The organism is Streptomyces sp. NBC_00503 (assembly GCF_036346895.1).
GTDB lineage: Bacteria > Actinomycetota > Actinomycetes > Streptomycetales > Streptomycetaceae > Streptomyces.
This window is the reverse complement of sequence record NZ_CP107855.1, coordinates 5079685-5091553: the sequence shown is the minus strand read 5'-3', so window position 1 is coordinate 5091553 and position 11869 is coordinate 5079685. Positions and strand designations below refer to the sequence as shown.

At 71.5% G+C, this 11869-nt stretch carries 11 protein-coding genes; 3 read left to right on the top strand and 8 right to left on the bottom strand.

Features of this window, described 5'->3' with window-relative positions:
• Position 1: 1 nt before the first annotated feature.
• Genes OG490_RS23750 through OG490_RS23730 form a run of 5 tightly spaced genes read right to left on the bottom strand, consistent with a single transcriptional unit; the run spans position 2 to position 3727 of the window.
• Positions 2 to 370 (bottom strand): TadE/TadG family type IV pilus assembly protein, encoded by a 369-nt coding sequence (locus OG490_RS23750; protein WP_330298298.1) that lies wholly within the window; start codon positions 368 to 370, stop codon positions 2 to 4.
• Positions 367 to 696: a TadE/TadG family type IV pilus assembly protein gene (locus tag OG490_RS23745; RefSeq protein ID WP_330298297.1), complete on the bottom strand. Its 330-nt coding sequence runs from the start codon at positions 694 to 696 to the stop codon at positions 367 to 369. Before OG490_RS23745 ends, OG490_RS23750 begins: the two co-directional genes overlap by 4 nt.
• Positions 697 to 756: 60 nt before the next feature.
• Positions 757 to 2073: an AAA family ATPase gene (locus OG490_RS23740; protein WP_330298296.1), complete on the bottom strand. Its 1317-nt coding sequence runs from the start codon at positions 2071 to 2073 to the stop codon at positions 757 to 759.
• 7 nt (positions 2074 to 2080) lie between these two features.
• Entirely contained in the window at positions 2081 to 2782 is a 702-nt protein-coding gene (gene cpaB, locus OG490_RS23735; RefSeq protein WP_330298295.1) for a Flp pilus assembly protein CpaB, read from the bottom strand.
• A 39-nt stretch (positions 2783 to 2821) separates the two neighbouring features.
• Positions 2822 to 3727 carry a hypothetical protein gene (locus OG490_RS23730; protein ID WP_330301031.1) on the bottom strand — a complete coding sequence of 302 codons (906 nt, stop codon included), beginning with the start codon at positions 3725 to 3727 and terminating at the stop codon, positions 2822 to 2824.
• A 343-nt stretch (positions 3728 to 4070) separates the two neighbouring features.
• Here OG490_RS23730 and OG490_RS23725 point away from each other — a divergent pair, with 343 nt between their 5' ends.
• Positions 4071 to 5774, top strand: coding sequence for a chitinase (locus OG490_RS23725; RefSeq protein ID WP_330298294.1), 1704 nt, complete (start codon positions 4071 to 4073; stop codon positions 5772 to 5774).
• A 150-nt stretch (positions 5775 to 5924) separates the two neighbouring features.
• Positions 5925 to 7262 carry a M14 family metallopeptidase gene (locus OG490_RS23720; RefSeq protein WP_330298293.1) on the top strand — a complete coding sequence of 446 codons (1338 nt, stop codon included), beginning with the start codon at positions 5925 to 5927 and terminating at the stop codon, positions 7260 to 7262.
• Between the two features lie 87 nt (positions 7263 to 7349).
• On the opposite strand, the gene OG490_RS23715 is transcribed toward OG490_RS23720, so the two are convergent.
• The 3 genes from OG490_RS23715 to OG490_RS23705 form a co-directional block, all read right to left on the bottom strand.
• Complete coding sequence (locus tag OG490_RS23715) at positions 7350 to 9194, bottom strand: serine/threonine-protein kinase (RefSeq protein WP_330298292.1); 1845 nt, start codon at positions 9192 to 9194, stop codon at positions 7350 to 7352.
• A gap of 79 nt (positions 9195 to 9273) precedes the next feature.
• Positions 9274 to 9693: a RidA family protein gene (locus tag OG490_RS23710; protein ID WP_330298291.1), complete on the bottom strand. Its 420-nt coding sequence runs from the start codon at positions 9691 to 9693 to the stop codon at positions 9274 to 9276.
• A complete protein-coding gene (locus OG490_RS23705; RefSeq protein ID WP_330298290.1) occupies positions 9690 to 10454 on the bottom strand; it encodes an IclR family transcriptional regulator in 765 nt (254 codons plus the stop codon). The genes OG490_RS23710 and OG490_RS23705 overlap by 4 nt, the downstream gene beginning before the upstream one ends.
• 120 nt (positions 10455 to 10574) lie before the next feature.
• Between OG490_RS23705 and OG490_RS23700 the strand changes: the two genes are divergently transcribed.
• The gene (locus tag OG490_RS23700; protein WP_330298289.1) at positions 10575 to 11867 is read left to right on the top strand and encodes an amino acid deaminase; all 1293 of its coding nucleotides are present in this window, start codon (positions 10575 to 10577) and stop codon (positions 11865 to 11867) included.
• Positions 11868 to 11869 lie beyond the last annotated feature (2 nt).

Here is an 11869-nt window from a genome sequence, read left to right as displayed (position 1 = left end):
GTCAGGGTCCCTTCGGGTCGTCGTTGGGCATGACGGCGGTGGCCGTCGCCGGGTCGGGGTTGAGCCCGGGGATGATCGAGTTGATCTTGATGGTCACCCGTGCGGTGACGGTGTCGGCGTTCTTGGTCACGCTGATGTCGGCACCCAGCCCCTCCCGGACGGCCGCCTGACCGGCGGCCGCTCCGCCCGAGCCCGTGTGGGCCTCGACGCGGGCCGCCGTCCGCGCGGCCGTCTCGGCCTGCTGGTGGACGTACGCGACCCAGCCCAGCTGGATGGCGCACAGCGCGACGAAGAGCAGGATGGGGACGAAGCCGATGTACTCGATGGCCACTTGGCCCCGGTCGGAGCGCTCCCGACTTCTGCGGTTCATGGTGACTCCCTCTCCATCGCCGCGCCGGCCGTGCCGTCGATCGAGCCGAAGCCGAGTCCGGGGTACAGCACGGGGATGTTGAGCGTGACGGTGGCCTTGTAGAGGTCCCCCGACGCACCGCAGTCCACGGACATGTTCCAGGCTCCGCCGATGTACTTGCCCGCCGCGGTCCTGCACTCCGCCGCCCCCTTCACCGCCCCGGCCCGCGCCGCCTCGTCCGCCGCGTTCCCGGCCAGCGAGAAGGCGTAGCCGATCAGCACGCACTCCCACACCGCCGCGACGAGCAGCAGGATCAGCGGCACGGTACCGACGAACTCGACGGCCACCTGGCCCCGGTCACCCCAACCCTGGCGACCCCGTCTCCGCGGCAGCGGCCCCCGCACCGCTCAGCCCTCCCGGCCGCGCCGCAGCCACGGCCCGAGCGCGCCGCGGTCGCCGCCGCGCAGCCTCGCCACCGGCCCGGAGGCCCGTACGGCCACGGCCGCGCCGGGCTCGGCGGGCGCGGCGGCCCCTGGCGCACCCGGAGCGTCGGGCGCCGTCAGCAGGCCCAGTTCCCCGGCCACCGCCCACAGCGCCTGCTTCACCGTCGAGCGGTTGTCCAGGTCCTGGACCCGGCCCGCGTCCACGACCGCCTGGAGTTCCTTGAAGGCGGCCGGCACCGGCGTGCGTACGGCCCGGGTCTTGGTGATCTTCTCGATCAGGGAGGGCTGGATCTCGGTGTTCTTGCTCCAGCGGTTGACGACCATCGCCGTGTCCTCCGCCTTGCGGACCTGGAGCCGCTCCCACATCCGGACCATCCGCTTGGCCGCCCGGACCGCGACCACGTCCGGGGTGGTGACCAGCACCGCCACGTCCGCCGTCTCCACCGCCGCCGCGTTGGCTCCGGTGACCTGGGTTCCGCAGTCGATGACGACGACCTCGTAGCGGGCGCGCAAGGCGGCGATCACGTGCCGGGCGGCCCGGTCGTCGACCTCCTCGCCCCGTTCGCCGTCCGCCGGGGCGAGGAGCAGCGCGAGCCCGGTGCGGTCGTCGTAGACGGCGTCCTGCAGCACGCGCGGGGAGATGTCCTGGATGCCGGCGAGGTCGGCGATGGAGCGCCGGAACTGCACGTCGAGGTACGAGCCGACGTCGCCCGCCTGGAGGTCCATGTCGACCAGGGCGGTACGCCGCCCCGCGGCGGCCGCGGCCAGCGCGAACTGCACGGCCGCGAAGGTGGCGCCGACTCCGCCCTTGGCCCCGGTGACCGTGACGACCTTGCCCCCGGGGCCGGTGGGCAGCTCCGGGCCCCGGCCCAGGTGGCGGCGTACCCCCACGGACCACTGGGCGGCGGCCTGGACGCGGGCCGCGAGTTCCTCGTAGGCCAGCGGCAGGCCGACCAGGCCGCGCGCGCCCGAGTCCATGGCGGCGGAGAACAGCGCGGGGCTCGCGTCCGAGGTGACCAGGACGACGCCGACCGCCGGGAAGCGCAGGGCGACCTCGCGGATGAGCTCCAGGGCCGGGAGCGGACCGATCCGCTCGTGCACGAGGACCACCTCGGGCAGTTCCTCGATCGACTCGGTGGCAAGCCGGCCCAGCATCTCGAGGAGGAAGGTGGAATCGGCGACGGGCGCGGCGGGCTCGGCGCCCGGGAGCTGGCTGAGGAGGGTGGCGATGACGCGGGCGGCTTCGGGATCGCCGACCGCGGGCAGGATCCGGGTGGTCATCCGCACCTCACCTGTCCCCTTCGAGGGTGTAGAAGTGGTCGCTCGGGCTGGGCGTCGAGTCGGTGCCGGGGGCCACCAGGGCCAGGCGCACGTGCTCCGCGAAGGACTCGGCGTACGCGACGCGCTCGGTGTCCTTGGTGGACAGGGCGAAGGTGATCGGGACGGCCTCGGCCGGGCCCTTCTTGTCGCTGTCCTTGTCCAGGGGCGTGAGCCGGCCGACGTTGATGACGCGGGCGTTGGCCACCATGACCACGGCCACGTCGGGGTCGGTCGGCTTCTTGCCCTTGAAGGTGCCCAGGATGTTGACCTTGGCGCCGGGGGTGATCTTGCCCGCCACGCCGGTGGACGCGTCGATCATGATGGCGATCTCCTGTTCGCCGGCCTGGAGCTTGGGCCGGTCGACGAACATGTCGCTCTGGAGCAGCGAGCCCTGTTTCAGGGCGGTGAGCGCCATCTTGTCCTTGAGCTGGCCGAGGTCGGTGACGGCGGTGTCCGACAGCCACCGCTTGGGAACCGAGACCTGCTCGAACTGGCCTGCCGCCAGCGGGGTGTACGGGGCGATGTCGCCCTTGACCCGGTACGCGACGACCTCGGCCCCCACCTTGGAGTTGACGTCGCCGATCAGCACCAGGACCCCACCGAAGGCGGCGAGGGCGCACAGGACCGACAGGATCAGCAGGATGACGCCGCGGCGCTGGCGTGAGTTCATGGCGGACTTACCTCGCCGTTCTTCAATCGTTCGGGCCGGTCAGAGTCTGGATCTGGATCTGGGGCGGAGCTGCGCGGCGGGAGCCGTCGGCGGGGGCGGCGCGGTGAGCGGCGCTGCGCAGAAGCCGCAGCGGTCGCCGATGAGTTCGAGGCCGCACCAGCGGCATTCGTCGCGGCGGACCGAGGCGACGAGCTGGTAGAGGACCGCGGGGTCCGGGATGGCGGCGGCGAACTCGACCAGTTTGGGCGTGGCCCACCAGGCGGCCGAGTCGGCCGGCAGCGGGTTCTCCATGACCCCCTGGACCTTCCAGGCGGGGGCCAGTTCGGAGACCACCCAGTCGGAGGCGAGCTGGCCGCGGGCGAAGGTGAGGTGGGTGGCGAAGTCCGGGCCCGAGGGCAGGGCTCCGCCGCCGTGCGCGCCGCCCGATCCCGAGCCCAGTTTGACGAGGTACGGGGCCGGGTTCGCCAGGACGGCGAACTGGGCGTTCGGCGCCCAGGACTTGGCGTGCGCCTTGAGTCCGACCGGGACCCGGTCCAGCTTGGCGACCGTGCCGAGCAGCGCGCCTGCGTAGATGTAGTGGGCGAGCAGCCGGGCGGCGGAGGCGAGGACTCCGGGGCTGAAGTCGCAGACGCTGAGCTGGCGCAGCTGGCGTACCAGCAGGGCGGTCGCCAGCGGCGGGAGATCGATGTCGACCAGCGCGATCCGGTCGGTTTCCAGGATGGCCCGAACGGTGTGCAGGCGCCGGGCCTCGGAGGCGGGCAGCCAGGTGGGTACGAGGACCACGAGATGGCCGTGGCGTTCCAGCAGGGCGGCCGTCTGCGCGAGTGCGCCCTCCAGGTCGAGCTCGTGCGGCGGCGCCAGCACGGCGGCCGCCGGAGTGTGCCGGTCCGGGGCCGGCAGCATCAGATCGGCGCTGGTGACAGCAATGGCGGTCGGCACGCGCATCCCCCCGTTCACCCGGTACTCCACGGGTGTTCCCCTGACCGCGGTGCGTGCGCGCATGCTGCGCGACCGCAAACGATCAACACCCTTCCCCCTTGCCCCAGCACCATATCCGCGTCCTTCCTGACAGGGCAGGGCCTTGCGAATTCCCGTGCCTCCGGCACGTGTCACAGGTGGCGGGAAAACCGGACAACCGGGAGCGGAAGGGGCCGGGCCGTCCGATCGGTTCAAGCCATATTGCAAACGCCCTTGACAGGAGCATTGGACTAGACCAACTTGGCGGCGGGGCACCCCACATGCCCTCTGACGCGCACCTCACATCCCCAACTCCCCCCACGGAGCACACGTGAACCGCATACGCTCCCTCGCCCTCCTGGGCGCGGCCACCCTGACCGCCGGCGGCCTCACCGCGCTCGCCGCCGGCACCGCGCAGGCCGCCGACGTGAACGTCGTCCGCAACGGAGGCTTCGAGTCCGGCCTCTCCAACTGGACCTGTACCTCCGGCAGCGGCGCCGTCGTCTCCTCCCCCGTCTTCGCGGGGTCCGCCGCCCTCAAGGCCACCCCGGCGGGCCAGGACAACGCGCAGTGCAGCCAGACCGTCACGGTCAAGCCGAATTCGACGTACACGCTGAGCGAGCAGGTCAACGGCTCGTACGTGTACCTCGGCGCGACCGGGACCGGCACCCAGGACGTCTCCACCTGGACCCCCGGCACCGGCGGCGGCTTCCAGAAGCTGTCCACCACCTTCACCACCGGCGCGAGCACCACGCAGGTCACCGTCTGGACGCACGGCTGGTACGGCCAGCCGGGCTATGTGGTCGACGAGTTCAGCGTCTTCGGCCCCGACGGCGGCGGTGGCACGGATCCCGCCCCGACCGTTCCCGGCGCCCCGGCCGGCACCGCCGTTTCCGGCCAGAGCTCCAGCGGGCTCACCCTTTCGTGGAACGCCGTCACCGGCGCCACCGGCTATTACGTGTATCAGGACGGCGTCCGCGTCCAGACCGTGACCTCGGGCACCTCCGCCCAGATCACCGGGCTCGCCGCGTCGACCTCGTACTCCTTCCAGGTGAGCGCGTACAACGCGGCCGGCGAGGGCACGAAGGCGGCGGCCGTCACCGGCACCACCACGAGCGGCGGGGGCGGCAACCCGAACCCGAACCCGGCGGTTCCCAAGCACGCACTGACGGGCTACTGGCAGAACTTCAACAACGGCGCGACCGTCCAGAAGATCTCCGACGTGTCCTCCCAGTACGACATCATCGCCGTCTCCTTCGCCGACGCCACGAGCACGCCGGGCTCCATCGCCTTCAACCTCGACTCGGCCGGCCTCGGCGGTTACACCGTCGCCCAGTTCAAGGCCGACATCGCCGCGAAGAAGACGGCCGGCAAGTCCGTCGTCCTCTCCATCGGCGGCGAGAAGGGCACCATCACGGTCAACGACACGGCGTCCGCGAACAACCTCGCGAACTCCGCGTACGCGCTGATGCAGGAGTACGGCTTCTCCGGCATCGACATCGACCTGGAGAACGGCCTCAACCCCACCTACATGACCCAGGCGCTGCACTCGCTCGCCTCGAAGGCCGGCTCCTCCTTCGTCCTGACCATGGCCCCGCAGACCATCGACATGCAGTCGACCCAGGGCGGCTACTTCAAGACGGCGCTGGCGGTGAAGGACATCCTGACCGTCGTCAACATGCAGTACTACAACAGTGGCTCGATGAACGGCTGCGACGGCAACGTCTACTCCCAGGGCACGGTGGACTTCCTCACCGCGCTGGCCTGCATCCAGCTCGAGGGCGGGCTCGACCCCTCGCAGGTGGGCATCGGTGTCCCGGCCTCCCCGAGCGGCGCGGGCAGCGGCTACGTCTCCCCGACCATCGTGAACAACGCGCTGGACTGCCTGACCAAGGGCACGAGCTGCGGGAACTTCAAGCCGTCCAAGACGTACCCCGCACTGCGCGGGGCGATGACCTGGTCGACCAACTGGGACGCCAAGGCGGGCAGCGCTTGGTCCAACGCGGTGGGCCCGAAGGTCCACGGCCTGCCGTAGGGGCACGCGGCCTGCCGTAGGCGGTAGGTGTGTGGGGATGAGCGGACACCGGGATTTTTGGCTGGTTTGCAATTCTTGACCCGGACATGCCATGAGAGCACGCTGTGCGCGTCCGCACGGCTACCCCCACACTCCCACCCAGGAGAACGCATGCGGCTCCACCACCGCCGAAGGGCCGCCGTCACGGCGGCCCTTCTCGCACTCGCGCTCGGCGCACCCGCCTACGGCATGAGCGCGACGGCAGCCCCACCGCCCAGCCCGTCCACCGCCACCCAGGACGAGTCGATCGTCCAGTACGAGATCCAGGGCCCGGCCACCGCGGCCGAACGCACCGCCCTGCTCCGCACCGGCGCCTCGATCGACGAGGTGGACGCCCGCTCGGTCGTCGTCAGCGCCGACACCGCGCAGGCCAGAAGCCTGCGCGCGCTCGGCTACAAGCTGACCGCCCTGCCCGGACCCCCGGACCGCTCGGAGGGGCGCGGCGTCGCCACCGGCGCCGCCGACTTCCCTTCGGCGGACTCGAATTACCACAACTACGCCGAGGCGAACGCGGAGATCGACCAGCGCGTCGCCCAGTACCCCTCGATCATGAGCAAGCAGGTCATCGGGAAGTCCTACCAGGGCCGGGACATCGTCGCCATCAAGATCAGCGACAACGTCGGCACCGACGAGAACGAGCCCGAAGTCCTCTTCACCCACCACCAGCACGCGCGCGAGCACCTGACGGTGGAGATGGCCCTGTACCTGCTCAAGGAGTGGGGCTCCAAGTACGGCACCGACGCCCGCATCACCAACATGGTCAACAGCCGCGAACTGTGGATCATCCCGGACCTCAACCCGGACGGCGGCGAATACGACATCGCCAGCGGCTCGTACCGCTCCTGGCGCAAGAACCGCCAGCCGAACACGGGCTCCTCGGCCGTCGGCACCGACCTGAACCGCAACTGGGACTACAAGTGGGGCTGCTGCGGCGGCTCCAGCTCCAGCAAGAGCTCCGAGACCTACCGGGGTCCGGCCGCCGCGTCGGCGCCCGAGGTCAAGGTCGTCTCGGACTTCGTACGCAGCCGCGTGGTCGGCGGCAAGCAGCAGATCAAGGCCGCCATCGACTTCCACACGTACAGCGAGCTCGTGCTGTGGCCCTTCGGGTGGACGTACAACGACACGGCGCCCGGAATGACCGCGGACGACCTGGCCGTGTACAAGAAGATCGGCACCAGCATGGCGGCCAGCAACGGCTACACGCCGGAGCAGTCGAGCGACCTGTACATCACGGACGGGACGATCGACGACTGGCTGTGGGGCAACCAGAAGATCTTCGCCTACACCTTCGAGATGTACCCGACGGACTCCGGGAGCAGCGGCTTCTACCCGCCGGACGAGGTCATCGACCGCGAGACCTCGCGGAACAAGGACGCGGTGCTCCAGCTACTGGAGAACGCGGACTGCATGTACCGCTCGATCGGCAAGGCCGCGCAGTACTGCTCGTAGTGGCCGGGCTGCTTTAGCGGCCGGATCCGCATGAGCCGGGGCGCCCCACCGCCAGGGGGGCGCCCCTTTCGCCGTCCGGCCCCGGGTCTAGTCCTTCTTCGCTTCCCCGGCGTTCCGCCAGATGGTGAGGTCGAGGGTGATGTAGCGGGTCTCCTCCTTGCCGCCCTTGCGGCCGTGGAAGGTCGCCACCGCGATGTGTCCGGCCTTGCTCAGCACGCAGACCTGCGAACCGTCCGTGAGCTCGTCGAGCCCGAGCTTCTCGGTGAAGCGGGTCACGGTGCGGCAGGTTTCCAGGGAGCCCTTCTCGGAGTTGTTCAGCAGGACCAGCTTGCCGTTGTCGCTGCCGAACTTCTCGTCTCCGAAGAGGGTGTCCCGGAAGTAGTAGAGGTCGCCGTGTCCGTAGAGGATGCCCGCGCCGCTCTGGTCCTCGGCCGGGCGCGGCGGGTTGTCCGCGAGCATCACCTGGTAGTTCTGGGGCACTTCGATGCCCTGGTACGAGACGGGCTGCGGGTCGACCGGCTTCTTCGCTCCGCCCGCCGAGGCGCTCCCGCTCGACCCGCTGCCGGGCTTCCCGGACGCACTGCCCTTGTCGGAGTCCGGCAGCAGGGAGCCGAGGACCGCGAGCCCGATGACCGCCGCCACGACTGCCCCGGCGACGATCAGCCCGGTCCGCTTGGGGCGGGGCTGCGGGGGCATCCCGGGCGCGAACCCCTGGGTGTGGAAGGGCGGTGGCGTGCTCTGGCCCGTCGGGTACGTGGGCTGCGCGTAGTGGGGCTGCGGGGGCTGGGGCTGCGGGTACGAGGGCTGCGCGGGCTGCTGCGGGTACGCGGGCTGCGCGTACGGGGCCTGCGGCCGGTACCCCGGCGGCACCGAACCCGGCGCGGGCTGCGCCGGAGCGGCCTGCGTGGGCGCGGCGTGCGGCGGCGCGTCGGACAGGGAGGTCGGGGTGTACGCGGCCCCCGGCGGCGGGGTCGGTGCCGGACCCGCCGTGGGCTGCTGCGGCGGCGGGGTCGGCGCCGGTGCGGGCAGCTGCTGCTGCCGCTCGGTCAGGGACCCGGCGACGGCGCGCGGCAGCCAGTCCTCACCCTGGCGCAGCGGGGCCTCGGAGGCCGCGTTGCACAGCTCGATGATCTCGCTCAGGGTCGGGCGGTCGGCCGGGTCGCGGCTGAGGCACCGGGTCACCACGGGCCGCAGCTCCTCGGGCAGGGCGCTGAGGTCCGGCTCCTCGTGCACGATCCGGTAGAGCACCGCGTGCGAGGGCCCGTCGCCGTAGACGGACGAACCGGTCGCCGCGTAGGCCGCGATCTGGCCGAGGGCGAAGATGTCGGTGGCCGCGGTGACGGTACCCGCGGAGGCCTGTTCGGGTGCCATGAACGCCGGGGTGCCGATGGAGACGCCGGTGCTGGTCAGGGCGGTGCTGTCGGCCGCACGGGCGATGCCGAAGTCGATGACGCGCGGCCCGTCGGAGGCCAGCAGGACGTTGGCGGGCTTCAGGTCGCGGTGGACGATGCCCGCGCCGTGGATGACGGTCAGAGCCTCGGCGACCCCGACGGTCAGGAGCAGCACGCTGCGCGGCGGCAGCGCGCCGTGCTGGGCCACGGCGTGCGCGAGCGAGGGCCCGGGCACGTACGCCGTGGCCAGCCAGGGCTGCGCGCCCTCGGTGTCCGAGTCGATGACGGGAGCCGTGTAGAGGCCCTGGACCCGCTCGGCGGCCCGCACTTCCTGCTGGAACCGGCGCCGGAACTCGGGGTCCTCGCCGAACTCGGACCGGATCACCTTGATCGCGATGGGCCGGCCGCCGGGCGTGTACGAGAGGTACACCTTGCCCATGCCGCCCGCGCCGAGCACCGCCGCCAGGCGGTAGCCGCCCACCACGGCCGGATCGTCCGCCTTGAGTGGTTGGAAGAAGCCGGCCGTTGGTGCTGTGCCCATCAGGAACCATCCCAGTATCAGCGGCGATTCAGCCCTTGCCGACGCCCCAAGTCAACGGAGAGGGTACCCACCCTCGGGCTCAGGCGGCGGAATCGAGGACCGCGAGGGCGTCGATCTCGATCAGCAGTCCGGCGGGCAGGCCCACGTACACGGTGGTGCGGGCCGCCGGGGCCTCCTTGAGTCCCTGCTCGTCGAAGTAGGTGTTGTAGATGCCGTTCATCTCGCCGAAGTGGCCGGTGTCCGTCAGGTACACGCGGATCATCATCACGTCGTCCCAGCTCGCACCGCCCGCCTCCAGGACGGAGCGGACGTTCTCCAGCGTCTGGAGGGTCTGCTCGCGCAGGGTGGGACCGGCGGGGGTGGGCGGCTGACCGTCCACGTGCGGGAGGAAGCCGACCTGGCCGGCGACCTGGAGGATGTTGCCCTTGCGCACCCCGTGCGAGAACTTCGCGGGGGGCGTGGTGTGGGTGCCGGGGGTGATGGCGGTCTTCTCGGTCATGACGGGTCTTCCTGTGCGGGGCCCGAGCCTGAGTACTCGCGGCCGATGGTGTCGGCGGTCTGCCGGACGAGCGGGAGCAGTTCGAGCAGCCCCTCGGCGGAGACGACCACGCCGGGGGCGGAGACGGACATCGCGGCGACCACGCGTCCGCCGGGGCCGCGGATGGGGGCGGCCAGGCAGTTCAGGGCCTCTTCGTGGCCCCCCAGATCGGTGGCCCAGCCCTGCGCCCGTACGAGGTCCAGCTCGCGCAGGTACGCGGCGGCGTCCGGGGTCGAGCGCGGGGTGTAGGCCGGGTACTCGATCCGGTGCGCGAGGGCGGTCCGCTCGGCTTCGGGGAGGTCGGCGACCAGCAGCTTCGCCACCGCCGCGACGGTCAGCGGCACGGGCCGGCCGATGCGCGAGTACATCCGGACCGGATAGCGGCTGTCGACCTTGTCGATGTAGACGACCTCGTCGTCCTGGTGGAGGGCCAGGTGCACGGTGTGGCCGGTGGTGCGGTTGAGTTCGACCAGGTGCGGGTGCGCGATGTCGCGCACGTCGAGGTTCTCGATGGACTCGGCGGCCAGCGCGAAGAGGGAGGCCCCGAGCCGGTAGCGGCCGTCGGTCTGCTTGTACACGAAGCCGTGCTCGTGCAGGGTGCGCAGCAGCCGCAGGGCGGTGCTCTTGTGCACGCCGAGCACCTCGGCGACCTCGCCGAGCCCGGCGGGGCCCTTGGCCAGGGCGGGCAGGATCCGCAGCGCCCGTTCCACGGACTGACTCAACTCCGCGCCCTCCGTTCCGCCGGGGCCCGTTGACCCGCCGTCATCCGGGATGTTAGACAGCATGCAGCGGCACACGCAACGACCGTTGCGCCATGCACAACGCCCGGGAGGCACGTACCCATGCCCAGCGACCCCGTCCAGGCCCTCGCCCAGGAACCGGTCGACCACCGGTTCAAGGGCCTCCCCCCGGACGCCGAGCGCGCGGGCCTCACCGTCGGGCAGCTCGCCGCCCAGCGGCGGGACCTCTTCTCCGGAGGGTTCACCACCCCCGTCCTGACCTTGGACGCCGACGCGCTGAGCCACAACCTCGCCGCCCTCAAGGCGTACACCGAGCGCCACGGCCTGGCCTTCGCGCCGCACGGCAAGACCTGCATGGCCCCCCAGCTGTTCCACCGTCAGCTCGAGCAGGGCGCATGGGGCATCACCGCCGCCGTGCCCCACCAGGCCCGCGTCTACCGCGCCTTCGGCATCCAGCGGATCTTCCTCGCCAACGAGCTCGTCGACGCCGCCGCCCTGCGCTGGGTCGCCGCCGAGCTCGCCGCCGACCCCGGTTTCCGGTTCGTCTGCTACGTGGACTCCGTGCGCGGGGTCGAGCTCATGGATCAGGCCCTCCAGGGGCAGCCCGCCATCGCCGTCGTCGACGTGGTCGTCGAGCTCGGCGCGGGCGAAGGCGCCCGTACGGGGGCCCGTACCGACGAGGACTGCCGGACCGTCGCCGACGCCGTGGACCGGGCGCCCACCCTGCGCCTGGTCGGCATCGCCGGGTACGAGGCCGAAGTCCCCGGCGCCGAACCGGAGTCCGTGCACGCGTACCTGCGCCGCCTGACCGCGCTCGCCGTCGAGTTCGACAAGGCCGGGCGGTTCCCCGCCGACCTCGACGAGATCGTGGTCAGCGCCGGCGGCTCCGCCTGGTTCGACGCCGTCGCCGACGTGTTCGCCGAGATCCCGGAGCTGTCCCGGCCGGTGCTCAAGCTGCTGCGCTCCGGCGCGTACGTCTCGCACGACCACGGCTGGTACACCCGCCTGACCCCCTTCAACCGGATCCCGGAGGAGGGCGCGCTGCGCCCCGCGTTCCGGCTCTGGGCGCAGGTCGTCTCCCGGCCCTCCCCCACCCAGGCGTTCGTCAACGCCGGCAAGCGCGACATCGCCTACGACCTGGGTCTGCCCGAGGTGGAGCTGCTCCGCGATCCGGTGACCGGCATCGAGCGGACCCCGGCCGCCGGCTCGGTCCGCGTCACCAAGCTCTCCGACCAGCACGCCTGGGTGGAGACCGACTCCGCCGACGACCTCCAGGTCGGCGACTGGGTGGCGCTGGGCATGTCCCACCCGTGCACGATCTTCGAGAAGTGGCCGCTGATCCCGGTGGTGGAGAGCGACGGCACCGTGGCCGAGTACGTCCGGACCTTCTTCTAGGC